21 protein-coding genes are annotated in these 25,710 nt (G+C 50.5%); 17 read left to right on the forward strand and 4 right to left on the reverse strand.

All coding sequences use genetic code 11. The features are described 5' to 3' along the window. Positions 1 to 83 precede the first annotated feature (83 nt). The 10 genes from BCF46_RS04640 (at position 84) to BCF46_RS19915 (ending at position 13,741) form a co-directional block, all read left to right on the forward strand. Entirely contained in the window at positions 84 to 1,106 is a 1,023-nt protein-coding gene (locus BCF46_RS04640) for a PilN domain-containing protein (protein ID WP_121022146.1), read from the forward strand. Then, positions 1,103 to 1,666: a type II secretion system protein GspM gene (gspM, locus tag BCF46_RS04645; protein WP_121022148.1), complete on the forward strand. Its 564-nt coding sequence runs from the start codon at positions 1,103 to 1,105 to the stop codon at positions 1,664 to 1,666. Before BCF46_RS04640 ends, gspM begins: the two co-directional genes overlap by 4 nt. Continuing rightward, positions 1,663 to 2,190 (forward strand): hypothetical protein, encoded by a 528-nt coding sequence (locus BCF46_RS04650; protein WP_121022150.1) that lies wholly within the window; start codon positions 1,663 to 1,665, stop codon positions 2,188 to 2,190. Before gspM ends, BCF46_RS04650 begins: the two co-directional genes overlap by 4 nt. A 7-nt stretch (positions 2,191 to 2,197) precedes the next feature. Next, entirely contained in the window at positions 2,198 to 4,198 is a 2,001-nt protein-coding gene (gspD, locus tag BCF46_RS04655) for a type II secretion system secretin GspD (protein WP_121022152.1), read from the forward strand. A gap of 407 nt (positions 4,199 to 4,605) precedes the next feature. Then, positions 4,606 to 10,650: an RHS repeat-associated core domain-containing protein gene (locus BCF46_RS04660; RefSeq protein WP_147435948.1), complete on the forward strand. Its 6,045-nt coding sequence runs from the start codon at positions 4,606 to 4,608 to the stop codon at positions 10,648 to 10,650. A gap of 3 nt (positions 10,651 to 10,653) precedes the next feature. Further along, positions 10,654 to 11,019 (forward strand): hypothetical protein, encoded by a 366-nt coding sequence (locus BCF46_RS04665; RefSeq protein WP_121022156.1) that lies wholly within the window; start codon positions 10,654 to 10,656, stop codon positions 11,017 to 11,019. Positions 11,020 to 11,254: 235 nt separating this feature from the next. Further along, the gene (locus BCF46_RS04670; protein ID WP_121022158.1) at positions 11,255 to 12,469 is read left to right on the forward strand and encodes a type II secretion system F family protein; all 1,215 of its coding nucleotides are present in this window, start codon (positions 11,255 to 11,257) and stop codon (positions 12,467 to 12,469) included. After that, on the forward strand, positions 12,453 to 12,824 hold the full coding sequence (locus tag BCF46_RS04675) for a pilus assembly FimT family protein (protein ID WP_121022160.1): 372 nt from the start codon (positions 12,453 to 12,455) through the stop codon (positions 12,822 to 12,824). The genes BCF46_RS04670 and BCF46_RS04675 overlap by 17 nt, the downstream gene beginning before the upstream one ends. Beyond that, on the forward strand, positions 12,817 to 13,182 hold the full coding sequence (locus BCF46_RS04680) for a type IV pilus modification PilV family protein (protein ID WP_121022162.1): 366 nt from the start codon (positions 12,817 to 12,819) through the stop codon (positions 13,180 to 13,182). The genes BCF46_RS04675 and BCF46_RS04680 overlap by 8 nt, the downstream gene beginning before the upstream one ends. 205 nt (positions 13,183 to 13,387) lie before the next feature. Then, positions 13,388 to 13,741 carry a type II secretion system protein GspJ gene (locus BCF46_RS19915; protein ID WP_245989786.1) on the forward strand — a complete coding sequence of 118 codons (354 nt, stop codon included), beginning with the start codon at positions 13,388 to 13,390 and terminating at the stop codon, positions 13,739 to 13,741. Here the strand turns inward: BCF46_RS19915 and gspG are convergent. Together gspG and BCF46_RS04695 are read right to left on the reverse strand one after the other, a co-directional pair. Continuing rightward, positions 13,738 to 14,166: a type II secretion system major pseudopilin GspG gene (gspG, locus tag BCF46_RS04690; protein WP_121022166.1), complete on the reverse strand. Its 429-nt coding sequence runs from the start codon at positions 14,164 to 14,166 to the stop codon at positions 13,738 to 13,740. The genes BCF46_RS19915 and gspG overlap by 4 nt on opposite strands. After that, a complete protein-coding gene (locus tag BCF46_RS04695) occupies positions 14,163 to 14,693 on the reverse strand; it encodes a prepilin peptidase (protein WP_170157862.1) in 531 nt (176 codons plus the stop codon). Before BCF46_RS04695 ends, gspG begins: the two co-directional genes overlap by 4 nt. Here BCF46_RS04695 and BCF46_RS04700 point away from each other — a divergent pair. The 6 genes from BCF46_RS04700 (at position 14,692) to BCF46_RS04730 (ending at position 22,647) form a co-directional block, all read left to right on the forward strand. Next, positions 14,692 to 15,432: a hypothetical protein gene (locus tag BCF46_RS04700; protein ID WP_147435950.1), complete on the forward strand. Its 741-nt coding sequence runs from the start codon at positions 14,692 to 14,694 to the stop codon at positions 15,430 to 15,432. The two genes, BCF46_RS04695 and BCF46_RS04700, sit on opposite strands and share 2 nt — an antisense overlap. 387 nt (positions 15,433 to 15,819) lie before the next feature. Continuing rightward, positions 15,820 to 16,734, forward strand: coding sequence for a replication-relaxation family protein (locus BCF46_RS04705; protein ID WP_121022172.1), 915 nt, complete (start codon positions 15,820 to 15,822; stop codon positions 16,732 to 16,734). Between the two features lie 2 nt (positions 16,735 to 16,736). Beyond that, entirely contained in the window at positions 16,737 to 17,162 is a 426-nt protein-coding gene (locus BCF46_RS04710) for a hypothetical protein (protein ID WP_121022174.1), read from the forward strand. Beyond that, positions 17,162 to 19,171, forward strand: a complete 2,010-nt coding sequence (locus tag BCF46_RS04715; protein WP_121022176.1) for a type IV secretory system conjugative DNA transfer family protein — start codon at positions 17,162 to 17,164, stop codon at positions 19,169 to 19,171. Before BCF46_RS04710 ends, BCF46_RS04715 begins: the two co-directional genes overlap by 1 nt. A 384-nt stretch (positions 19,172 to 19,555) precedes the next feature. After that, a complete protein-coding gene (locus tag BCF46_RS04725) occupies positions 19,556 to 19,831 on the forward strand; it encodes a hypothetical protein (protein WP_121022179.1) in 276 nt (91 codons plus the stop codon). Positions 19,832 to 19,863: 32 nt separating this feature from the next. Beyond that, on the forward strand, positions 19,864 to 22,647 hold the full coding sequence (locus BCF46_RS04730; RefSeq protein WP_121022181.1) for a DUF4135 domain-containing protein: 2,784 nt from the start codon (positions 19,864 to 19,866) through the stop codon (positions 22,645 to 22,647). Here BCF46_RS04730 and BCF46_RS04735 read toward each other — a convergent pair. After that, entirely contained in the window at positions 22,642 to 23,028 is a 387-nt protein-coding gene (locus BCF46_RS04735; RefSeq protein WP_121022183.1) for a GNAT family N-acetyltransferase, read from the reverse strand. The two genes, BCF46_RS04730 and BCF46_RS04735, sit on opposite strands and share 6 nt — an antisense overlap. Before the next feature lie 445 nt (positions 23,029 to 23,473). Between BCF46_RS04735 and BCF46_RS04745 the strand changes: the two genes are divergently transcribed. Next, a complete protein-coding gene (locus BCF46_RS04745; RefSeq protein ID WP_121022187.1) occupies positions 23,474 to 24,859 on the forward strand; it encodes an IS1182 family transposase in 1,386 nt (461 codons plus the stop codon). Positions 24,860 to 25,097: 238 nt separating this feature from the next. Here BCF46_RS04745 and BCF46_RS04750 read toward each other — a convergent pair whose 3' ends face one another. Continuing rightward, positions 25,098 to 25,628 (reverse strand): SAVED domain-containing protein, encoded by a 531-nt coding sequence (locus BCF46_RS04750; RefSeq protein WP_342768413.1) that lies wholly within the window; start codon positions 25,626 to 25,628, stop codon positions 25,098 to 25,100. Positions 25,629 to 25,710: the final 82 nt, after the last annotated feature.

Here is a 25,710-nt window from a genome sequence, read left to right on the forward strand (position 1 = left end):
CTTTAATTGCCGTCGACATTCGTTAGTCTATCCACTTAACGTCCGAGATTTAACACCAATAATATGGGCGAGGCAGGTAAACAATGGCGCTTGGGCAGCAGTCCACTCTAATGCAATTCGTGAGAGCCGAGGTTTCCTTGGCCATTCCGGAGTGGGCCAAAGCCATGTTTCTCGGACAACCTACGGCGTGTCATTTGGTGTTCAAGAAAAATGCAAAATCTGTTACTTCTAGAAAACGGGTACTGGAAGTCCCTGCCTCATTGCTCGAGAGATCTGTCGAAGGGCTTGACGCGCAAGGAACGAAAACCGTTGACATCTACCTTCCGCAAGCAAGCCTGTTGCGGCGAGATCTGAAACTGCCTGCAACGTCACTTTCTAAGGTTGATAAGATTATTGCGCTCGACACACTTCAGAAGACCCCCTTTAAACCATCAGATATCTATTTCTCAATCAGCGTTGGGAAAGCGACCAACGGTACAATAGACGTCGTACAGTGGATCGCGCGCCGTGATGGCATTGCTAGGCTACGTGATCGCCTCCGCGTCCTCGGGCTTCAAGCCAGACGCGTCCATGTTGAAGGCGCAGGTGCAGCTCCTTTGGTGGATTTCAGTGCAGAAATTACCCCGCACGCTCGGGCATGGAAAATGATCAATCTCGCTTTGCTACTTACTGGCTTGGGGCTACTCTCCCTGCTGTACATCCGACCAGCTTGGGACTCCTCCCAAGCATTACACAAACAAGAAACTCAGATCGCTCGTCTGACCGAAGAAGCCGTGGCCTTGCGCAGCTCAGTTGAAAAACTAAGAGGTTCTGCGTCTGAGCGCGATGAACTAGTTGACTATATCATCAACCGAAAGACCGCATTAAACAGATTGCGTGAAATCACTGTACTGCTGCCAGACAATACTTGGATTTCCGATCTACGGATTCAAAAAGAACAAGTCGCATTGCGAGGAACTACCTCTGGCTCAGCTGCACAACTATTATTGGATATCTTAGAGACAAACCAGTTTGCTTCTGCTCTGCTTACTGGCCCCATCTCGCAAACGCCGGATGGCCGAGAGCGCTTTGATATGATGCTTGGCACATCGGAGTATATCCAGTGATTTTTGGACGATCCAGTTGGCGTCGCCTTCTCGTCTGGGGTGTGATCGGGGCCATCCCGTTAGGCCTATGGTTTGGTATCATAGTGCCAATAGTCGACTGGAAGACCAGTATTGAGGTTCAACTTACGGTAGCTGACGAAAAAGCGGGTCGAATGCGGGTCGCGATAGCCAACTTGCATCAAGAGAAAGCTGCTCTATCGGCAGAAACTAAGTTTCTTGATCTCTGGCGTGCCAAATCCTTGACCGACGCAACTGCGCGTGTGCAAGCCTCATTGAGCGCTATCGCACAGAGAGAAGACATAGTGTTTCGCTCGATATCTCCTATTCAGGGGCCCGATATCGCAATGATTGATGCGGTATCATTTCGAGTTGAGACTGAGCTAACACTCAACCAACTATCGGCATTCCTAAAAACTCTTGAATACAGCGCACCGCTGTTCATCGTCGAACGCGCCAACATACGGCGTCTTGCTCGCTCCAATCTAGACGCAGGTCAGCCTACGGTGTTTGTGCAACTCGATATCGCCGCGCCTGTAATTTTGTCGGAGAACGGATCGTGAAAGTGTTGCTCCCGATATTGGGGACAGCAGGCTTACTGTCCTTCGTTGCGGGCGCTGCGTACTTGGTTTCGATACCGCAATCTGAAGTAAAATTGCCCGCCGAGGACGACCAATTCGCGTCTGAAACCGTTGTAAACTCCCCAGACGCAGGCAACACCAATATGGTTCCCGTGGCTCATTCTGATAGCTTCTACGCGCCCATCACCGACAGGCCGCTTTTTGCCCAATCTCGTCGACCTCATGAGCAAGCCCCAGCAGCCATCGAAGAAATACCTGAAGAAATCGTTGTCGAAACACCCGCTCCCGTTGAGATGCTCGTGCTCCCCGAACCTAACATTTTACTGCTCGGAGTATTGACCGGTGGCGTACGCAATTCTGCGCTGATTTCTGTCGATGGATCTCCTCCCGCATGGCAACGCGAGGGGTCTGACATTCAAGGTTGGCAATTGAACGCAATTGACGCCGACGCAATTCACCTCAGCGCGCACGAGCGCTCTCTGAGAATAGACCTTTATCGGAAGTGACAGATTTATGAACCTTATCAAATCCTTCGCCGCAGCGCTTACAATTGTGTTCCTTCTGTCCTGCACCGAGGAAGAAGCTGTCACAAGGTCGTCACCCCTTTTGGCAAACACGTCAAATCAAGCCGCGACGGGTGGAGGAAGCAAAGTCGACGACCTGCGAGCCGCGCTCACGGGCGGATCCGGAAGCAGTCGCCGCCTTGGCACCGATAATTTCCTTGGAGATAGCACAGCCTCCGGCGGCGGCGCACGTAATCTCGTGGATGTCACCTCAGACGGCGAAATCACATTGAACCTTATCAACGTTCCGATCGAAGAAGCTGCGCGAGCTGTTCTCGGCGACGCACTTGGCAAAAACTATTCCATCAAGCCCGGTGTGACGGGAAGTGTTACCCTTCAAACCACACGTCCACTCAGCAAAAAGGCGCTTCTTGAGACCTTCGATACCATTCTTGAGTTGAATGGAGCAACGATGCAAATCGGCAGTGACCTTATCACTATCGTGCAAGCCGGAAATGCTCCCCGTCGCATTAGCAAAGTTGGCGGCCCGGGAGGGATCGGAGCGCGTGTCGTGGCCGTGCCTCTAGAGTTCATTGGCACCACAGAAATGATCCGGCTACTAGAGCCAATTGCGGGATCCTCGGTCGAGCTGCAACCCATTCCGAAACGCAATATTCTCCTCGTTTCTGGCACAAGAGATGAAATTAGTGCCGCTATCGAAGCGGTGAACGTGTTCGACGTTGATGTGCTGAAAGGAAAATCAGTAGGACTCTACCGCGTTAAAGCCGCCGAGCCCGAGGCAGTGGTCGATGAGCTTAATTTGATTTTTGAGACCGGTGACGGTGGTGCACTACAAAACGTTGTCAACTTCATACCGTCACAGCGTCTGAACGCCGTGTTGGTTGTAACGTCGCGTAAAAGCTATTTGTCCGAGGCAGAGAAATGGATACGCGATCTGGATAAAACCGCTGGTGGTGCCAAGCGCCGACCGGTTGTGTACTCGCTGCAGAACAGGAGCGCTGTCGAACTCGCACCAATCCTCGAAGGCATGCTTGATCAAGTTGCTGAGGCCGAAGAAGCTCCAGTGCAAGGGATAGCCAAAGTTGTCGCTGACGGAACTAAAAACGCCATCGTCATTTGGGGCAACGACACCGAGCAAGAAAGTTTCGCCCGCCTCATCCACTCGCTCGACACGACTCCAGTTCAGGTTCTGCTAGAGGCAACGATTGCGGAAGTTTCACTCAATGATGATCTTGACTTTGGCTTGCGTTGGTTCTTTGAGCGAGGCGAGTTTAGTGGCCGCTTTTCTGACGCGTCAAACGGCTCAACCGGTGCGAATTTCCCTGGTCTGTCTTTCATGTTCCAAGGCGCATCAACTGCCGTAACCCTAAACGCTCTTTCATCCATTACTGATGTAAACGTCGTGTCCTCACCATCCCTCCTCGTACTGGATAACCAAGAAGCGCTGCTTCAAATCGGCGACGAAGTTCCGATCGCAACACAGCAAGTCGTGGATACCGCAAATGCCAATGCTCCAGTCGTCAACACAATATCGTTCAGAGACACTGGTATCATCCTCAAAGTGAAACCGCGCGTATCCAGCTCTGGTCGCGTCGTGCTCGACATCGAGCAAGAGGTCTCCAGCGTATCGAGTACGACAACCTCGGGCATTGATAGTCCTACCATTTCCCAACGAAAAATTACGACCACTGTCGCCGTAGATAATGGGCAAACTATCGCTCTCGGTGGCCTGATCCAAGAAAGCCAAAACAAAACTAAGTCCAAAGTGCCGCTTGCAGGTGATATCCCCCTCCTTGGAAACCTGTTCAAACGCAAAGGCGATAAGGTAGCAAAGACTGAACTTTTGGTTTTGATTACCCCGAGAGTCATTCGGAACGGATCAGAGGCGAAATCAGTGACCGCTGAACTCAGGGGGCGGATTCAAGGAGCAAACGGATTGGTGCGAACCGGAATAGGTCACCAATCTGATGCACATCGAATTTTTGAGTAAAAATTGCCACTGCCCCACCCCTCCTGTTCGTACTGTGGCACAACATAGCCCGGAAGAGCGTGATGGTATCTGAAATAATCGCGGTGGCTTCAGTTTGGGAACGCATCTTCTTAGGTATGGCATCGCAATCAAAAGACAAGAAATTGGGTGATCCGCTGCCCTTTTCAGGCCCATCCCAGAAGTATCAAACGACCTCCACTAAAACGAATCTCCAATCACATTGGTGTGCATGCGCGTCTGATTCTCAGTATCGTCCTACAATATTCGTGCAGAACCATTATGAGATATATTTTTCTTCCCAATAAAATATAGCGCAAAATTAAACCACAGCGTGAAATCGTCGACCTGTACTTGACTTATCAGAACGCTTCTTCTTTTTTTAGATTGAATTTGGAAGGGTAAAGAAATTGGTTAAGTTTTTGATTTCAGCGCTTTGCGCTGCCGCTATTGGTGTGTCTTCAGCTAACGCACAAAATACCGATTGGACATCTCAATCTATTGCCAATTCGCTGCAAACTGATCGGCCTACGGACATCGGTGCATCCGGAGCATTCACTCACAGAGTTGACATCGACATCCCTGAGTTTCGCGGCCTCACACCCAATATTTCGCTTAGCTACTCTTCTTCGCAGGTACGCAACTACGGAGCCCATTCGGTACTTGGCGCTGGCTGGAATATCTCTGGCCTGCCTATGATCGAACGTGTGTCAATCGGAGGTGGCACTCCATATTTTGACGGAAACAAAGACATTTTCCGATTTGCGGGATCAGATCTACTGGCTTGCGACGACGCCCAAGCTACCAACAAATGGCTATCAACGTATTCCGAATACCCGTCCGAATACAGAACCACAGCTCCAAGCGCGAGCTGCTCCGCAGGAGGCAACCTTGCGCCACTAGTTGAGAATTTCCTCAAAATAGAGATGTTTCGAGGTATGTGGTGGGACAAACCATATTTTCAAGTTTGGCGCAAAGACGGGACAGTCCTAAAATTCGAAAACCTGGCTACAGTCGGAGCAATTACCCTTCCATCGGGCAATCCCGCGCGAAATGCTGTCCACCACAGAGTCTGGCTACTGACCGAAATCAGCAATCAACAATCTTCGGCGAGCTCTGTACATATTAGTTACCAAGTTGATACCGCCTCGAATGGATACTCCTACCGGCCCTACCGAGTTGAGTATCAAGGGTACCGAACAGAATTCCATTACACCGTTCAGTCATCACCTCTTGCGACGTTTGCAAATGGAGCCTTAGGCAATATTGGCAAACAACGTCACCTCTTAACTGCCATCTCTGTGAAGGATGACTCAAATAAGATTCGCGCTTACCAGTTGAACTACCTCAATGGAGCAAAAACAGGTCGTAAAACACTTGAATCTGTTCGGGAGTATGGGACCAATTTCAGCATCTCAGGTAACCAGATCACGGGCGGCAGCAGCCTTCCGAGCAGAACCTTCTCCTACTCGCCGGAAGAGATTAGCCACCAGACCAAAGTCTTCTCTGGTCGCCAGTTACATAAAGATGCGACTGCGTGGGATTTCAATGCTGACAACCGAGCCGATATTTTCTCTCCATCACGGTATCAGAGGACAATTAATGTCGACAACGACCCAGACATTCCGGGTTTTGCCTATGCCGCGCAAAATTTGGGATTTAACACAAATCGCACGGTATTTGATCTGCCCACGAACTTTGTTCCGAACTTCCCCAATGGAAACAACGGAGGTACGTTGCAAAGCGTCGCTGCCGCTCGCCAAGACACCACGCAACGCTATGCTGTCAGGTACGACTTGGCGACTGGCCAAGGCGAAGATGGAAACCCGTTCGAAGTTGGGAGCATCATTAAACTGGACGCTTCGGGCAACATTACTCATACATATGGCCTAGGTGGGCGATCTGGCAATCCTGCATACAGCGGGAGCTTTGCGGCACTCGGCGATACGAGTGAAGTTGAAGCTTATGTAGATAACCAGCTTGTGCGCCTCAAGGCGAACAATACAAGTGCAACCATCACCCAAAGTGAATGCGGCCCGTCAGCGTTTCCTTTTAACAATCCTGCTCAATACGGGCACACCGTTACCGGAGACTTCCGCGGAAATGGGAAGTCTGCTTATCTCAAGATTGTTGGTGCCGGAGGACTCCAATACCAATGTGATTTGATTGGCAATCAACTCGTCTCTGAATCGAAGCCATTTAGCTTCGGTCCAGTAACAGGCGTCGAAGCGTTGACAAGTGGTGATTTCAACGGGGACGGTAAGTCAGATATCGCAGCACTTTATTCTGGAAAGGTATTTGTAGCGCTATCGAACGGTGATGGTCTGGAGGCATTCTCTCAGTGGGCGGTAACTTTCACTGACCCGGGAAAACCCATGAGGTTGGCAGCGTCGGACTTAAACGGGGATGGTTTTGACGACATCATTCAATACGCGGAAAGCACCTGCCATGAAAACTTGCCTAATAACTGCCAGCAGAATGCCGGAGGCAAGGTCAGGTTTTCAGACGGAATCAAGTTCATTCAAAGCTCAATTATCGGGGAGTTTGTGGTCAACAAATTTGCAACCGTTGGGGATTTTGATGGCGACGGAGTAACGGACATTGCCACATCGGAGAACGGAACAACGATAAAATTCGCGGACTTCCAGGCTCCGAACCTATTGCTAAGCACCACTTCTCCAAGCGGTTCGGAGACTACAGTCTACTACCTTCCTTCAACACATACCGAAGTAAACCACGCGAACGATGATATTCCTGGTGTCCGCCAACTTGTTAGACATTTGGATGTTGCGACGGGAAGAGGGCAGACCCGTAGAACTTCATATTACTACAAGGGAGGAAAATATGACTATAAATACCGAAGATCCCTTGGATTCTCAGAGGTTGAAGCGTCACATCCTCGACTAGGTGGAGAGTCGAAAACATACACCAAAACCGCCTATTTCAACGATAATCTAGCTCAAAGTGGCGCGGTGAAAACCCGCGAATACTACGGTAGCCTGACGCGGAAGACCAAGTCAGAACCAAGCTGGTCCTTTGTTGCATCTGGAAACGGACCTTTCCGTGCAACCAAATTGATGGACCGAGAAACGCAGTTTGAGACAGGTGGAAGTACAACCGTTTCAAAAAAATACGTCGAGAACCTCTATGGTGAGCGCACTGAAATTCGCTTTCTTGGGTACACGAACTCTACGGGGTCTCAAAATCTTGATGCGTCAGATGACCGGACGACCACGTACATTTATGGACAAAATTTAGCAAAGTACTTTGTCTCAAAGCCGACACAGGAAATCGTTGTTGCCCATGATGGGCCCACCTCCGTGGGGTCTAAGCTCCTATCGTCCAAAAGATATTACTATGATGTGAGGTCGCTGGGAGATCTTTCGCTCAGAGGCAATCTTACGCAGGTCCAAGCGCTCGATAATACGACTAATCAGTTTGTTGCGCGAGCAACCTATACCTACGATACGTTCGGCAACAAAATAACCGAAAAGAATGGCCGTAACTACGGGAACTCCTTCTCCTACGACAGCGCTAAAAACCTATTTCCTGTCACGATGATCAACGCGAAGGGACATACGACAACCACGGTTTGGGACACTGTTTGCCTAGCTCCATCGCAGGTAACCGATCTTAATAGTCTTGTGACAGCGACAACCTTTGATGACCATTGTCGACCTCTTCGAATTGACCTCCCTCGTAACCACTACCAAGAATTCTTCTACAGGAACTTTGGTGATCCTGCGGCACAGCATGTCGAGATGCGCACCCCATCTGCGTCCCTCGCGAGCAATAGCGATATGTACTTCGAACGCAGCTATTTTGACGGCTTGGGTCAAGTCTACAAATCCACCAAATCTGGAAGCATCAAAGCGCAAAGCGGAATGATTGTAACCCTCAGGGGATATGATATGCGAGGGAATGTCGCATTTGCATCAAACCCGATGACTTGGGCTGAAGCGGATCAACTCAGTGGAAATCCCCAATCACGAGACAGGAGAAGCTTTCGCTACGACAGCTCAGACCGTCTAGTCCAGGTCGACCACCCGGATCAAGCGGATGAGAAAGCAACTTACTCAATGCGTTCGTTTGCAACACCAAATGGCGGCTCAACACTGCACTTCGCAAAAACATCTGAGGATGAAAACTGTTTCGATAACGATCCAGATACGGTTTGCGGCAAAGTAATTGATATCACTGATGCATCGGGGCGCGTTGTTGGAAAAATCCTAAACGACGGTCTTGGAACCGACGTGGATTTCCCCGCTGGGGAGAGAGTTACAGCATATCACTTCGACCCTCTTGATCGCTTGGTAGGTGTTGTGGATCCACGTGGAGCTACGTGGAGCTACACCTACAACTCGTTAGGCAACCGAGTGATCTCTGACGACCCTGATCTAGGGCTATGGACGTTGGAATATGATGACGCTGATAATCTTACTCGACAAACCGATGCAAAAAATCAGGTCATCACATTCTCTTATGACGTACTTAACAGGGTAAGTAGCAAGAGAGTCTACACAGCCGCAGGCGTTCTAGAGTCCACCACCATTTCAAAGTTCGACAAGGTAAGAAGTGGCAGTTCGAACAAAGGCCAACTTACTGATATTAACAGCGGGGTGCATAGGGTTCTATACGACTACGATCAGTCTGGACAAGTTCGCCGTGCTGTCGATGTCATTGATGGACGGTCTTATACAACAGAGATCGAATATGCCGACAACGGAACTCCGATCAATTACAAGTTGCCTTATGTGCCCAACAGCACGCAACGTGATTGGGTCGGTGCAATGTCCTATGATGCATCCAATCGGCTTACCGGATTTGCAAACTATATCACTGGCGTGGACTATGACTTACGCGATCAGCCAACCGAAGTGCGGTTTGCCAATGGTGTCGTAGAAGCCAACACCTACGATGCCCGGCGAGGGTGGATAACCGGGACTGATGTAGAAAATAGTTCCCTGAACTCTCTGCTTGATGTGAGTTGGATCAGAAACCCAAGTGGCCAAATCTCGCGACAGCAAGATGACGAAATCGGGGCACAGTATGACTATGTGTATGATTATGCGGGAAGGCTTCTTTCAGCGACAAACTACTCTGGTCAAAGCGGGTTCGACAAAACGCTCACCTATGATAGCGCAGGTTCAATTCGAACAAAATCCGGTGTGGGAACTTACAAATACCCAAGTATTTACAATCCCAATACCCATGCACCACGAAAGGTCGGAGGCACCGTAACAACTTTCGACGCAAACGGGAACATGCTCAGCGGTATTCGCGGCAAAGTCATGACTTATGACGCCGAAAACCGGCCTCTCACTGTCACCAAAGGTGGCGTTCTAACAGAGTATGTATACGCGACCGACGGCTCACGCTTAAAGCGTATTGAAGACGGCGTCACGACTGTGACCTTCGGCAATGTCGAGATCCGTAATTTTATGACACCGGCAGAGACGGTTCTGACTTACCCGCACCCGTCAGTGCGCCTTGAAAACGGGGGCGACGCCAAATATTTGCACCGCGATCATCTCGGCTCGGTGCGGTTGATTACAGATCAGAGCGAGCAAGAGCTGGATGTACGGACCTATCGTCCGTTCGGTGAGTTGTCTTCGCAGGTTGATCCTACTTTGACCGAAGAGACCAAAGGCTGGATTGGAGAGCGGTATGACGCGGGCGCGGGCTTGCAATACCTAAACGCACGGTACTACGACCCAGATCTGGGGCTATTTTTGCAGCCCGACTGGTTCGAGGTGACACAGGCAGGGGTTGGGACGAATAGGTATGCGTATAGCTTCAATGATCCGGTGAATTTGAAGGATCCTTTGGGGAATGACGCTCTTCAGGAAACATTCAAGGACTTGGAAGAAGCATGGGATCGTGCGTGGGACTCTGACACCTATACTACAGAGAACTTCGATGAGGCGTTGAAACAAACTGTTCCAGGAGCTGACGAATCTGAACGTATGGTAGAGGCCCTCAAGGGTGGCGACGTTACAGCGGCCTTGGTCGAAGGGGCAACCATGACTGCTGAAGTTGGTTTGGCAACTCTCGGCGCAAGGCTAGCAAGACCGAGAGCGGTTGCAGCACGCAACACAAGGGCAACCCCTGCATCTAACACAAAAACAACTGACACAGTAGCGCCTGCGCCGCCTCGAGCTGACGCTGCAGGTCTCTTAAACACTCAGGGTTCTTACACGATATCGTTCAGCAATGGTCAAAAATACCACGGGAAAGGTCCTTACACTCGAGCAAAAGTTTCAGCAAAAGAACAAGCTAAGTTGAATGGTACACGAGTTGATGCAATTGACTGGTCGCCTTCCCCAACTACCCGAGACGCATTTAAGGCGGAGGATATGAGGATACAGTCAGATATTGGTGGCGTGGCTTCACCGTTCAACTATAATAGAATAAACTCGCCAGGCGCTAAGTACCGACGCCAAGATGGATTCTAAAATATGGAAAATAAACTTCATGCTCTGCTGCAAGAAAACGAAGATACCATTGCAACTATAAGGCAGAAGATGGGTAGAGATATTGGCATTCAAGAGATCGAATTTAGAAGCACTTTTGATGACAGGGAAACTGCCGCTCAAGCTCGGGACAAACTGAGAGAGCTGCTAGGATCGCGCGATGGGGTTCACGTGATGATTATGAATAATTTTGAAAACTTGTCACAGTTTGATTGTCTATTTTCTACTGAAGTCAAAATAGATGCTAAAACAGTTACGGAATTTGAAGTGCTCTGCAGTAAGGCATTTATTGGACTTGGTGGTACAAAAGTTACTTGGGGTTTTTTGGAGTCTCGAAATACAGAACATTAAGAACTATTACCGGATCGTAAGAGTGACTAATAATTTTCGAACGATCGAGTAGCCACTGCAATACCAATCGACCACATAGTGCTCTGGGCTACCGCCCACCAGTACCAGCGGCCAATCATGCTCTAACTTTCAACTTGGACCACTCATGTGGGACTGCTCAGGTCAATATCTACCTTAGCATTTCCTAACACCCAAATTGTAGGCCAGTAATAATATGAGGCAGATTGCAAAATAAATGACCCGTTTCAGTTACCAAGCACTTCAAGCGGATGGAGCATCTGTTTCCGGCTCTGTAGATGCGCAAGACGAACTGAAAGCGCTAGAACTTATATCGGCACGTGGTCTGACGCCTGTTGATATTGAGAATGGATCGCCGAGGGGCCCATGGTGGACACGTGAGCTGTCAATAACCGGTGCTAGCTCGGTCAAACCACGCGATCTAGAGGCCTTCATCGAGAGCTTTGCCACGCTCTTGGAGGCCCAACTTCCGCTGCCACGCGCACTAGAATTTTGTGAAGCTCAGGCCCGCAATCATGAATTGAAGCAGGCCCTATCAGAGCTTCGCGGTGACATTGAAAACGGGCAGACATTGGCGAGCTCCCTAAGTTCCCAAGACAAGGTCATTCCGGAGCGCCTGCAAAGCATGCTGCGTCTCGGCGAGAAGTCCAATACCTTGGCTCTATCCGTATCGAAAGCGGCTGCAATGCTGAAATCGGAAGCAGATATGCGCCGCGAACTGCGCTCAGCGATGGTCTATCCAATCATCCTGCTCATAATGTCGCTGCTGGTCTTGGCGCTGATTATCTTCTACCTCGCCCCAACGCTTGGACCGGTCTTTGAGACAGCAGGCGCAGCCCCACCCCCAATACTGCAAGCAATGCTATCGATGCAGGGCTTCTTGATCTCGCAACCTCTCTTCGCCTTGGCAGGTCTTGCCACCACGGTGCTCGCTTTGGTGGTCTTGCGGAATCCCATTGGGAACATGCTTGGCAAAGCACTCAGTCGCATTCCCATAATCAGCACCTACCACAAGAACAGAGAAACACTACGCTTCTGCCAGACGTTGGATTTGATGTTAGCAGCAGGAGCGACCTTGCCCGAGGCGTTGAGCGCTGCAGAGGACGCTACCCCGTCTGCAAGATGGAAAGGCAAAATCTTGGAATCTCGCCTCGATATCGAGGCAGGTGGCACGCTTTCCAGCAGTCTAGGCGAGTTCACCGAATTCAATCCAATGGCTCTTTCACTCATCCGCGCAGGTGAGGAAAGCGATGCTATGCGCAGCATGTTAAGCTCTGCAACGGCTCAGTTGGAAAGCGACACACGCACCACGCTTCAGCAGGCTTTGCGCTTTCTGACTCCCGCACTGACACTTATTATTGGTGGGATGGTAGGCTTTTTGATCATCTCGACGATATCTGCCATTCTCGATCTCAATGACATTGCCTTCTAATCCCGAGCGACGCAATGCAGGCTTCACGCTTTTTGAAGCCCTTGTTTCCTTGGCTTTGATTGCTTTGGTCCTCGCTGTTGGTGTCTCGGCAGCGCGTCCGCCTTCACCAGCATTGCAAGCTAATGCCGCCTTTGCCCGTCTTAGCAAATCAGCGACACAAGCAAAGTTAGAGGCGATCACACAGCACCGCACTGCTAAATGGAGCCCTGATGCACCACTATGTGAGGAGAGCACATCAGTTGAATTCAAGTTCTTCGCCGATGGTACTGCGCACGGACCCGATCTTTGCATACTTCAAATGAAGCTCCGCCTGCATCGACTAACCGGCCTACTGCAGGAAATTCCTGATGAATAACTCTCGTGCCGGTTTTTCACTCATCGAGGTCTTGGTCGCCTTTACAATTTTATCTTTGGTACTCGTCGCACTGATACCAGGGCAGGCACGGTTGCTAGGTCGAGCGGCCGACGCAGAGCAGCAGGCCTTAGCTTTCGACTACGCGCTATCTAAAGCATCTGAACTCACTGTTTTAGAGCCCCTTGAAGTTGGCACAGTTGAAACAACCTACCGCAACTGGACAGTGGTGCAGGAGACGATGCCCCTTGAGCAAATCGAGCGCGGACAAATCGTTGAAACAAATATCCGCATTTCTCTCTCAGACAGCCGCCCCCTCGTGTCTCACAGAACACTCAACTTCATTCTCAATGCACCGTAAATTCACATCCAGATCGGGACTGTCCCTTTTAGAGCTATTGGTCTCGCTGGCGCTCCTTGCACTAATCGGCGCAGGACTGTCCGGGGCGTTTGGATTGGGGGCACAGCTTTGGCGCAGGACTGATGTTTTGGGCCAGTACTCTCAGGAAATCGCACTTCGCAGTCAGTTGCGCCGTTATCTCTCACAAACTTTGCCCCCAACCCGCTTGACACCTTTTGACAACCCCTTCTCCGGTCGCTCGGATGGGTTTTCGTTTGTGACCTTGGCTGAGACGCCATTTGCACCCAATGCAGCTGCTATGCGCATGAATGTCACACTTGAAGGTGACACCCTGCTGCTCGAGACGGAGCTACTCAATGATGACGCCGCTGTGGTTGAGAGCTGGACAGATATGTTGGTCGGTAACGTTGGAGAGTTGACGGTTGATTATTATTCTGACGATGGCAATTGGCACAAGCACTGGTCTGATGACACTAGTCTACCGCACCTCATCCGCATTCGCATTTCCGAAGGATCAAAACCGGGGTGGCCTGAGTTCACAGTTCGCCCAAGGCTCTAGGACCCTAGATCTGCGTCCTCACCGGTGCCGCCCTGCGTGCCGTCTCTGCCAAACGATTGGATGCTAAATGAGCTTTCACTTGAGGGTGCAATGTACACGTAGTCTCTCCCCCATGGATCACTCAATGCCTCTCGCGTCTCAAGGTAGGGTCCATTCCACCCAGCATCGCCTGCAGGTTTATCGAAGAGAACTATCAGACCCTCACCATCACCTGGATAACGTCCATTATCCACGTAAAACAACTGCACGGCATCAGAGAGATTATTGATCTGCAAACTGGCAGTTTCACTCTTGGCGCGGCCAAGGTAGCCAATCACACGCGGACCAACCACTGCGGCAATCATTGCGATGATCGTCAGTACGACCAGTACTTCCAGAATGGTAGCACCGGTTCTCTTAGTCCAACGCATTTGCGACTTCTTCATACCCCTGCCCCACTTAGCCAGATCACCCACGCAGAAAGGCAAAGGAACGGACCAAACGCAACCGCTTTGCGCGATAACGCCTCCTTGTTTCGCATCTGCGTCAAAACAATCACCGCAATCCCTGCCACAGAGGCGCACAACACAACATAGATAGGGGCGGCCAAGCCGAGCCACGCAGCAATTCCTGCCATCAGCTTTACATCGCCTAAGCCCAAGCCGTTCTCGCCCAGGACCCGCCGCGCCAAGATCGCTACAATCCAGAACCCCGCTCCCCAGACAACCGCTGCCAGAACAAACTGAAAAACCGGGTCGCCCAGCCACCAGTGGGCACCGGTACCGGAGATGATCAAAGCAATCACCGCGCTATCAGGCACCTCGAAGATTATGAAGTCGGTGCAGCTGACCCAGATCAACAAAATCGCGTAGGTCAAGGCGAACCAGTTTAATGGCGCGCCCAGCCAATTCGCGAAACCGCCATAGACTGCGATGTGGACCAGTAGCAGCCAAACGTGCTTGATGGTGGGCATGAAAACGCGATCCGACATATCCCTCAAATCTGCCAAATTGACCGGCAACGCAAGGTCAGGCTACGCGCTGGTCGTGGTGTTGTTCTCGCTGGTCGTACTAACGCTGATCTTTGGCACGGCAAGCACGCGGACGCTGACCCATATCCAACGCAATCAGACCAATCGGCTGTTGGCGGAGCGGCTAACGACGAAAGCCGCGATGGCGGAGCTGCTTCTTGCCCTTGGGCCGCAAACTCTGCTCGAATCCAAGGCACAGGTTTGGCAGTTATCTCTATTGCAGGGGGTCACGTTGCAACCTGCGACGGGGCTGGTTGATCTTAACACTGCGCACCCTGCCCTTCTGAGCCTGTTGCTGGAGGGCTACGGCTTGCCTGACACCACTATCAGGAAAGCGTTGGAGGCCCACCAGGCATGGCGACGCCACGGGCGCAAATTGCTTCGGGTGTCGGACTTTCATCGGGTAACGGGGCTGACTGCAGACATGCTGCCAGAAATAGAGAACTATGCGACGATCTATTCTGGCCGGACGGGGATTGCAGCGACGCAAGCGCCGACAAGACTGCTGCAGCATTTGCTGGGGTCAGATGACCAGCGTGAAGCGTTGGTGGGGCAGATCGATCCGGCGCTGGTGGCGAGCGGGTCTGTTGTAAACCTACATATGATTGGCGAGACGGGAATGCAGGCGGTACTACATCTTGGAGGTGGAGCGAGCGCTTCGCGGGTTCTGGGGATGAAATAGTCGGCTTCAGCTCAAAGAGGCACCACATTCAGTTATGCAACGTACATCAGACTTTTGACAACACTCCGCACATAAGCGCCACAACACGTCGTACGTCTGTTTACGCAACCAAAGATCGCTGTCCTTCATTCACAGTTATCTAAGCTCGCTGACATTATTTTGAAAGAGACGTTGAATTCGTAGCAGATGGCAGGCTTGTCTCCTGTTTTGATTTCTATGTCGCCGTGATTGGTCTCCGAAAGTGGGCGGTCGGGTGGGATATAGGCTTTCAGCCTATATCTCGGACTACCAACCACCCCCTAAGTCTCTGATCTGGAAACAGACTGTCAACTGGACAGGTCGGTTCGAAATCCGCCACGATTTCCGCAGCAATTTTGAGATGTATGTTTGGTAAAGAGTTTTGATCTCTCGGTCACAGCTGTGACCTTGGCGGCATTGTCAGCCATATTGGAGTACCGCTATCTGTCGGTGCACCAGGTAGCTACCATTGTCGGCCTGCGCCCCAAGTCAGCCTCTGAGTTGTTGTTGCGACTTGAGCGACACAGGGCACTCTCCCACTTTGGCAATACTGGCATTCGTGGGTACGGGAAGACCCCCAAGGTCTATTTCCTCACCAAACGCGGGCATCGCTTGCTGGCCGCTGAATACGAAGCCCTGGGTCAGACCATAGCGCCCTTCAAGCCGGTCAATATGACCAGTCGCTGGTCGCCGTTGATGTATCACCGGATGGATACGCTCAACGTGCTCGCGTCGCTGGAGCGCGATTTTCAGGCCATGCAGGACTATGCGCGGGTCGCGACACTAGTTGAGTACCGGCGCGAGAAGATCGGGCGGCGGTGGCGAACTGAGACCACCGACTATGTCTCTGATCCGACTACCGCACCAAACAAGATTGTGCCTGATGCGGGCTTTGTGATTGAGCATCGCGGCAGCGGAAAGCGGGCCTTGTTTTTGATCGAGGTCGATTGCGGCACCACGCAGCTACTGAGTTTCCAACCAGACGCAGACGTCAACAGCTTCACAAACAAGCTGGCACAGTATGACCGTTATCTTGCCAGTGGTCGCGTGACACAGCGATACCAGCACCTGGGCAGCTTCAGCGGATTTCATGTGCTGGTGGTGACCTCAAGCGAGGCTCGTGTCGCCAACATGCGCAAAGCCGCCGCAACGCTCCCCGCCAGTTTCCACCCCTATTACCGCTTCTCTACCATCAAAACCGTACGCCAAAAATTCCTGCATGATGGCTGGCTGAGTAGAGATCATGCAGACCACACCACCTACCCATTGATCAAAGGAACTTAGAAATGAAAGTAACAATTAATCACGTGCAAAAAAGCAGCGGCATTATCCGCAAAACCACATACCACGGAGTAGCTGTACGGGTGCAGTTCAATGCCGAAGAGTTGGCAGTGATCCGCGAGCGGCAGCTAGAGAAAGACGTGCTGCTAGAGCGTGGCTACCCCTCAGACATGTCCGACAACGCCATCAACAAACATGCGAATAGGAGCCTCGGGAAGAAGCTCTTGACCGCAGCGGTGAGTGGTGCGGATTCCCTGCATTTTGACCTGACGGTGACCAAGTTGATGAAGGGCGAAGATGTGTATTTCCTTGGCAACCCGATGGAAGCCAAAGGGTATGAGGAGGAGTTGAGAAACGGCTTAGTGCGGCTGAAGCAATGGATTGTTGGGAACGCCGAAGTTGAGAAAGAAACTGCAAGCTTCGAACTCTGATGGATGAATTTGCTGAAATTTTTGGCAACCTCGTTGGTCTCGCGATCATCCTAATGACCGTGGCGATTGCCGTCGTATTCATTGGGATGATTGTGGCCCCAATCGGCTTGGTTGGTGGAGGTACCCTCTACTACCTCAATAACATACACGTGCCAGAGAAACGCCGCCGTGAGGCGCAGCAGCGGACTAGAGCGCTCTATGCCCAAGCGCAGCAGCTGTCGCCATCGTTTGACCAGGTGGAACAAGCCTTGTTTGAGGCCGGGATCGAGAGTGCCGAACTGCACCGCATTGCGAAAGTGCTCTATCAGCAGGAGGGCTTGCAGCCGCCGGTATTGCCCCCGGTGGGTGATGATCCGATCAAGCTGGCCCGCTATCAGGTTGAGCTCGAGAAGTTCATCAACGCCGCGCAACCCGACCACTACCAAGAATTCGAGCGCCACCTAATCTGGGCCTTGTCTGAATACGAGCCTGACTCCAGTGACGAAAGCCAAATGTTCCACTCGAAACGGCAGCGCAGCAAGTTGGAGATCGAACGGCTGATCCTGCGGTTTGTTAACGATGATGGCTTATTCAAAGGGCTGACCGACCAACTCAACGAGAACTATTTCGCTGAGAACGAGGTGATGCCAAGTGTCTGCAAACATGACGACTACGTGTGGAGCTACCTCAAGAACACTCCCCTGCTGCCGCTGGCTGACGTGCAAGAGATGGTTGGATTGCAAGATCGGATGTATCACACGTACCTCTTGGGCTCGTCAGGATCTGGCAAGACCAACCTGATTGAGAACATCATCGCCCATGACCTGCGCTCTGATGAGGACTGCTGCGTCATTGTAATTGATAGTCAAACCCAGCTGATCGACAAACTGGCCAAGCTCGATATCCCGAATACCACCCATATCACCCCAAAGTACAACTTAGCCCTGAACCTCTTTGACGTTGGCTATGAAGAGATGAAGGGGCGCGGCATTGAAGGTGAGACGCTAATCAACAAGACGGTGGGCCTCTTGAGCTTCGTGCTTGAAGGCATGATGTGGGCTGAGTTCACCAACCCGCAGAAAACGATCTTCCAGTACGTCATCCAGCTGGTGATCAGTATCAAAGGTGGCAACATCAACACCTTCATGGATGTCTTGGCTGATGGCGGGCATGAGCGGTATGCTGACGAAATCAGCCAGCTTGATGAGAACATGCAGCGCTTCTTTGCCGTTGATTACCCCGCCCCAGACTACAAACGCACCCGTGAGGCGATCCGGAGGCGGATGGACGGTCTGCTGCGCAATCCCACGTTCAGGCGTCTGTTCTCTGCCACCGAGAACAAGATCGATATGTTTGAAGAAATGGCGAACCAGAAACTGATCCTGATCGACACAAACAAACCGATGCTGGATGATGCGCCGTCGGCCTTCTTTGGACGTCTGTTCATCGCGCTGATACTACGCGCCTCTTATCGCCGATTTGGCGGTGCCAAGACCGAGCGCCCTGTCTACCTGATTGTTGACGAAGCGCATGAGTATTTTGACCGCTCGATCTCAGATATGCTGGAGCAAGCTCGCAAGGCAAACATAGGCCTCATTGTTGCTCACCAAAGCATCTCGCAAGCCAGGGGCGCGAAGGGCGGCAGCAATATCACCGATCCGTTGATGGTGAATACGGCCACGAAGCTGATTTGGACGTCGTTCCGCGAAGACGCCACCAAGTTTGCAGGCAGCATGCAAGTGAAGGCCGAGGACATCCTGACCCTGCCGCAGTTTACGTTTGGGATGCATTCACGGAAGCAGGGGTTTGCGCCGGTCAAAGGGGTGCCTCGTGCGTTGGAGGGCTTTGAGAAGCGAGATGACTCCCAATCCCTGCAAGAAGAGATGGAAGAAAAATACGGGCCGACTCTGAAGGCTGACGAAGATCGACCAGATGATGATCCAGATGCGCCACACGCAAGTGGTGTGCCTAACAAGCCAACGAATGATCCTGGAGGAATTGCTGTGCCGCCTGAGGTGGAGGTGATTTAAGCTCAGAATTAAAAACCCTCGTGTCGGTAGTTCAAATCCGACCCTAGACACCACAAAATCAATTGCTTATCGGATACGATAGTTTTTGAGGCTCGGTATAGGCTCTCGGCGCTCCTAATGTGCCAGGTTGACTTTCTCAGCCGTCATTTGAGAGTCGGATTGAACCTAATGCGACATCACGATCATATCAGCCAAGATTCATTGAGCGGTAAATCTCCGGATGCCCCAAGCATTTTACTTGACGACTGCCTCTGCGGCCCCATAAGTTTGCAGTCCGGCTACCTAAAGAAAATAGATTGGGTGCTCGATGATCGGCCCCAAATGTCAATTGGGAAGTGGTCGGAGCTGGCCGGGCTTCGGGCCCAAAAAATGGAGTGATTGAATATGTCTACCATTGCTGAACTTACCAGGGAAGCCATGAAAAGCACGGAAACTCTAAGGGTACTGAAAGCCGCTGAATCAGATGAGGCATTCATCTCTTCTTTGATTCAGTTCGCCGAAACTGTTGGTTTCTCCGTGACTGAAGATGACATCAAGAAACAGATGGTAGTGGATCGCGAATTGGCTAAAACCATGGGTGAAGATGAGTTCGAAAGTGTAGCGGGTTCGATGCTGGGTGCTCGGATGTCGGGCGGGCATCAAAGTGGTTCAAACTGCTAAATTAGGAATGCTTACTGAGGGGGCGGCTTGATATGGCTGCCCCTTTCTTGAAGTCAATTGGCTATACTCCCACTGAAGAAGAAGCGAACAACTTCCCACACACTCAAACGCCTTTCGCTAACGTGGAGCAACAACTAAGAGACAAGATAAGCTCTTATATTTTTTATGAATTGGCGAAGACTACTAAGTCGAAATTGTCCTATTCAGATGTTTTCATAAACACCTGCGCTAACGCGATTCTTGGGCAATTCCGTGAAGAACTGCTCATTCAGCTGTACCAAGCGTTTGATCGGTATAGACCGCTTCAATGCAGTGTCCTGCCAGGCGAGTATGTTCAGGCGATATATCTTACGAGGTTCGAACAGGAAGTGTTGTGCCACCCAGAACGGGTAGGTGTCTTACAGGATTCGAGACTCCACATTGTTTTTGAAAGGATACAACACTGCATTGATAGCGTTATCGAAATGCTAATTCGCTTGGAAGCAGACCAAGGTGAGATTCAAGCACTTCTTCAGAAAGAGAACGACCCGCTGTTGAAAGCAAGTCAAATAGAGGTGGGATGTTCAGACCCGCACAATCTTCAAAGAGCGGTTATGATTGTGACCTTTGAGTGCGGGGAGAGAATAGTTTACAAACCAAGATCACTGAGAAACGAAGAGTTCATTAATCAAGTCATCGGCTTCGTAAACAGCGTTCAGTCTAGAATCGCACTTACTTCACTCAATGTCATCGTTAGACGAGATTACGGCTGGCAAGAGTACTGCGCTTCTTGTGCCCCTCGCAACTTTGAAGAAAGAAGAAAGCTTCATGAACGTCTTGGGGCTCTTCACGCTATAGCCCATGGTCTTTGCATTACTGATTGTCATCACGAGAACGTGCTCTTTTTTGGCCAGTATCCCTACCTAATTGACGTTGAAACTTTAGGTCACTGCAGGCCAAAGGTAGAAATAGATATCCAGAAGTTCTTAGGAATTGACTCCAGCTATGAATTCCCAAGCCGCACAGGGTTCTTTCCAGAATGGCTAGCGGGTACGGGAGATGATGCGCCAAACTCGATTCGATCAGGGGCACTGCTCAAGAACGACAAGATCAGTTCAACAAAATACGAATCTACTTTTTTAGGAGTTGGTACTGACGGGATTATACTCGACCAAATCAAGGAAAGAAGGAGTGATCTAGAAGAAGAATTGGTGTCACGCCTTGGAGTCGATGCAATTGAGTTCGTAGATGATATTGAGTCTGCTTTCTCGGACACCTATCTGGCGCTAATAGCGTGTAAGGATAAGATACTCTCCCTCCTAACTCCACAAGATGATATTATTTCGAGATTTATTTTTCGTGATACCCATGATTATCTTAGAATACTAAACAGCATGCGCTATTGGGGATTAACCGATCCCAAAAGGTTACTTAGCAGAGCTTTTAAGTTAAACCCACATTTACCTCAAACTATTTTATTTTCCGAAGTTGAGGCTGTCCTGAATGGTGACGTGCCAAAGTTTGAAGTAGCGCTACATGAGCGCCTTAAGCTATTTGATGGAAAAAACTGGATTTTTCTGGAATTTTACTTAACGCCATTCGAAATGATTGAGCGGCAGCTTCGATCTATGAGTGCTGATCGTTTAGTGTTTGACCGTAGGTTGATAATTGGATCAATTTTATCATTTGATGAAACACTCCGAAAAGGAGCCCTCGTTTCTGAGTCACAATCGGACTTTCGAAGTTCAAAGAAGGCCATGCATGAGCCCATCTTGAACGATACGCATCAGGACGTGCTAATCAATGGTCATAATAAAGCCGCGCTAGTAGCTTCGCTACATCGATTAGCAGATGGGACAAGGTTTTCTTACGTTCCCATGGAGGTTGGTTTTGGTCGCGGCATTGCTGGTTTGACCACCTATCTCTCAGTCGCTCGAGACATTGACCCTCAAACTGGAACTGATCTATTTGATCTGTTATTGATGAAAATCAGCTCCGCTATTGAGCATCAGACTTTAGCTCTACATGGTCCAAACAGCCACCTGGTGCGCTTAGGTCTTGCCGACGGGTTAGGCGGACTTCTCTTTAGCAGTGCTTTGATGTCAAATTTCTACAAGAATCCCATTCTAGACAAGATTCTTAACTCAATTCCTGTTGACGCTTTGATCTCCAGGCTCTCAAGCGAAACCAAGCTAGACGTATTTGATGGAGTCGCTGGGTTACTAGTTGGCTTGGCAGCGGTTGCTAAGAAAGCCAACGATCCCAGTCGCCTTGCCTTAATCGAAGAAATCCATGAAGTTTTTCTTAAGCACATAGATGAGCTAACGAGTAACCGGTCATCCGTTGGAGTGGCGCACGGTTTGTCTGGGGTTGGCCTGGCGCTGGCTGCCAGTAGTACGCACGTGAAGAATGTAGATATAGATTCAGTTATTGGAGCTATACTTGATATAGAACAACTTCATTGGCAAACATCTGGGGTTGTAGAGAAGTTCCACAGTCGATGTGCAACAAGCAATAGCTGGTGTAGCGGGACTCCAGGCTATCTGTTGCTACGGAAATTTTTGGGTCGAGAAATGGAAAACGATCCAGTCTACATTGATTTCAATTCAAGTCACATTCAACAAAATGAAACACTATGTTGTGGTTCGACTGGAGAGTGGGCGGTTCGATCGATCTTGAACGGCTTAGATGGTGTTCAGAATTTACCAAAAACGGATTTTGAAAGAACTAAATATATGTTGCGTGATTGGTCAATGTTTAATGGTGTCTCTGGCGTGGAGTTGGTGACAACATCACCAAAACTTCTTAAACGTATAATTTCACTTGGTATTTTATAGATTTTCAAAGCGCCGTATTGACATCGCGTTCAATTTCTTGAAACCTTTTTCTTTGTAAAAACCTATCATCTTATCGTCACAAACGAGATCTAGCGAGTACAAAGTTTTGTATTTACGCTGGGTCTCCTCAATAAGCCGTGATCCAATCCCCTTGCCTTGATACTCTGGCAGCACTTCAAGTAAAGAAATAAATGAAAAAATGTTTCTGTCAGATAAACTGCAGCAAAAACCAGCGACTTGGCCGTCGTCACTAATTGCAAAGGTACAGCTATCACTATTTTTAAATGAGGCGTCGATCATCTCTTGAGAAGGCTTCTTAGGCCAGCCTTGAAAAAACCTGTCATAGCGAAAATTGTCTGGTATTAGATCAGAGTAGATCATCTAAGAATATAAACATATAGAGAGTTATTATACATCCAGGGCCTGTGGATAGACAGAATGACTTAGTCAATTCGGTTTGTTCGAGAAGTGAATTGGGTAGGCCAGCACCACAAGAACCACCAGGTGGCTAGAATTCAAGTCATGGCGGTCAGTGATAATTTTTCGAATAGTGACTCGGGTAAGCCCGCCGAGTGGGACGCATACGTCCAAAACACCAAAAGTAGCCTTATTTATAAGGCTACTTTTGGGTTCGAACTCTGCTTCTTGGGGACATTCAGTAATAACCATCAAAATGCTAATATACGGCCCAATAAAAGGCTATTTGGGGGTTCGAACTTTATCCTTACCCTCTGACGACAAGGGGGGCGTATTTTGTTGAAAAACTCTTCCTTGATCGACGGCTCCATCACTGATTCAATTCCCATATTGGTTGGGAGATTTAGCGATGTTGGGACAAAAGCAGGAAGCACAGGCGGCGCTGTTCTATGAGTTCTCTCTGGAAGATCATGTCCCGCAAGATCACCTGATACGGTCGATTGATCGGTTCGTCGATCTGAACGGTATCCGCCAGTACTTAAGTCAGTTTTACAGCCACACGGGCCGCCCTTCCATCGATCCAGAGTTACTGATCCGCATGCTTTTGGTGGGCTACTGTTTTGGCATCCGGTCCGAACGCCGCCTGTGTGAAGAGGTTCATCTCAACCTGGCATATCGCTGGTTCTGCCGTCTTGATTTGAGTGACCGCGTGCCTGACCATTCGACGTTTTCCAAGAACAGGCACGGGCGCTTCCGAGAGAGCGATCTGCTGCGACATCTGTTCGAGATGACAGTTGCGCAGTGTATTGATGAAGGATTGGTCAGCGGCCAGCGCATGGCGATCGACGCCAGCCTGATTGAAGCGGATGCCAACAAACAGAACTCGACGCCCAAAGAAGATTGGGATGCGTCAGCCATCGATCCTGCCGATGCGCCACGCGCGGTCCGCGAGTATCTCGACACGCTGGACGAGGCCGCATTTGGTGCGGCAAGCGAGGTGCAACCCAAGTTCACGTCTCATTCTGATCCAGCCAGTCAATGGACAGCAGCCCGTAAAGGCCCTGCTTTCTTTAGTTATTCGGACAATTATCTCATCGACACAGATCACGGCGTTATCGTCGATGTCGAGGCGACAAGATCGATCCGGCAAGCTGAAGTTGGGTCAACGAAGACCATGCTGAAGCGAGTCAAAGAGAAGTTTGATCTGCATCCCGAACGCATAATCGCTGACACTGCCTACGGCACCGGCCCGATGTTGGGCTGGCTGGTTGACCGCAAGATCGCACCGCACATCCCCGTCTTCGACAAGTCCGGCCGCAATGACGGCACATGGACGCGGGCAGAATTCGAATGGGATGCTGAGAACGATCAATACATCTGCCCAGAAGGTCAGGCGTTGAAGCAGTTCCGCCGGAACTACTCTGATCCAAGTCGAGGTCCGACCGGCAAAGGGGTCGCGCGATACCGCGCTCTGAAGCTGACCTGCCAGTCTTGTCCATCGAAGTCCAAGTGCTGCCCGAAAGCAGATGCACGCAAGATTACTCGTGAAGAACACGAAGATGCTCGTCAGGTCGCCCGCGAGATCGCAAAAACCCGCCAGTACGACGTCTCGATGAAACTCAGGAAGAAGGTCGAGATGCTCTTCGCCCACCTCAAACGCATCCTTGGGCTGGGACGGCTCCGATTACTTGGTCCATGTGGCGCAAACGACGAGTTCCTCCTCGCAGCCACTGCCCAAAACCTCCGCAAACTAGCCAAGATCTTCCCTGCACCGCAACAAATGCGCACAGCCTGAACAGAAAGGCGCTTGCGCACTCAATCCGACCCTACATTCTGCGCCCGCAACACGTTGTTTTTCCACAGAATCGGCGGGAAGCCGACATTCGCTGCAGGCGCGAGAACCGCACTAGGCAGCCGAATAAGCGGACGTTCAATTCGCAAACACGAGCGGTAGACGCTTTAGCCTATTGATCGCTGTAGTCGGATCTTTGATGGTTAGCGATTAGCCAAAATTTTCCCTGACATTTGAACTACTACGACAATGGATCGAATGACAATCTGCGCGTAAAGCCTCGCCCTCGAATCTGATCAAATATCTCAATACCAGGATGTGTCTTAGGTTGCCAAACCCTGCCAAATTCAATCGCACAAGAGACGGGAACTGCAGGAAAAACAGAAATCGTGACATCCATCCCATGTACATTCTTGATCTCATCAAGTGTCGCTCGGACAATAGATCTGTAATGGCTTAGGTCGCTCTTGTGGCGGATCACGCCATGAGCTTGTGGATCACTGGAAATGTCCCATATCGCTACATCGTCACCAATCACATCTGTGACGCGATCATCTGCGATGTGCGATGTCACCGAGAGCTTTAAGGCCACCTTCTTCGAACCCGCCCGCCCTTTGGTGCGCGAGAAAGTCACCTCAGGCCCATCTTCAGGCCATTTCCATTGAGCAGGTTCACGATGGCGTTCGTATACATCGACATCAGAAATATCGGATATGAGGCGACCGAGTTCCATCAGCAGCGGGATTGGGGCAAGGCCAATGTCTGACGTCAGCGCCTATGGGTCCAACTAGGGCAATTTGATAAGAGAGGGTTGTTGGCTCATCGTAACCACTGAGGAGTGGAAGATGAGACAG

It is taken from the genome of Litoreibacter meonggei, from assembly GCF_003663885.1.
In the GTDB taxonomy this organism is placed as follows: domain Bacteria; phylum Pseudomonadota; class Alphaproteobacteria; order Rhodobacterales; family Rhodobacteraceae; genus Litoreibacter; species Litoreibacter meonggei.

Coding starts and splice junctions, on each gene's coding strand:
- BCF46_RS04640 (WP_121022146.1), top strand. CDS start 84: ATGGCGCTTGGGCAGCAGTCCACTCTAATGCAATTCGTGAGAGCCGAG.
- gspD (WP_121022152.1), top strand. CDS start 2,198: ATGAACCTTATCAAATCCTTCGCCGCAGCGCTTACAATTGTGTTCCTT.
- BCF46_RS04665 (WP_121022156.1), top strand. CDS start 10,654: ATGGAAAATAAACTTCATGCTCTGCTGCAAGAAAACGAAGATACCATT.
- BCF46_RS04670 (WP_121022158.1), top strand. CDS start 11,255: ATGACCCGTTTCAGTTACCAAGCACTTCAAGCGGATGGAGCATCTGTT.
- BCF46_RS04675 (WP_121022160.1), top strand. CDS start 12,453: ATGACATTGCCTTCTAATCCCGAGCGACGCAATGCAGGCTTCACGCTT.
- BCF46_RS04680 (WP_121022162.1), top strand. CDS start 12,817: ATGAATAACTCTCGTGCCGGTTTTTCACTCATCGAGGTCTTGGTCGCC.
- gspG (WP_121022166.1), bottom strand. CDS start 14,166: ATGAAGAAGTCGCAAATGCGTTGGACTAAGAGAACCGGTGCTACCATT.
- BCF46_RS04700 (WP_147435950.1), top strand. CDS start 14,692: ATGAAAACGCGATCCGACATATCCCTCAAATCTGCCAAATTGACCGGC.
- BCF46_RS04695 (WP_170157862.1), bottom strand. CDS start 14,693: ATGCCCACCATCAAGCACGTTTGGCTGCTACTGGTCCACATCGCAGTC.
- BCF46_RS04710 (WP_121022174.1), top strand. CDS start 16,737: ATGAAAGTAACAATTAATCACGTGCAAAAAAGCAGCGGCATTATCCGC.
- BCF46_RS04715 (WP_121022176.1), top strand. CDS start 17,162: ATGGATGAATTTGCTGAAATTTTTGGCAACCTCGTTGGTCTCGCGATC.
- BCF46_RS04725 (WP_121022179.1), top strand. CDS start 19,556: ATGTCTACCATTGCTGAACTTACCAGGGAAGCCATGAAAAGCACGGAA.
- BCF46_RS04730 (WP_121022181.1), top strand. CDS start 19,864: ATGGCTGCCCCTTTCTTGAAGTCAATTGGCTATACTCCCACTGAAGAA.
- BCF46_RS04735 (WP_121022183.1), bottom strand. CDS start 23,028: ATGATCTACTCTGATCTAATACCAGACAATTTTCGCTATGACAGGTTT.
- BCF46_RS04745 (WP_121022187.1), top strand. CDS start 23,474: ATGTTGGGACAAAAGCAGGAAGCACAGGCGGCGCTGTTCTATGAGTTC.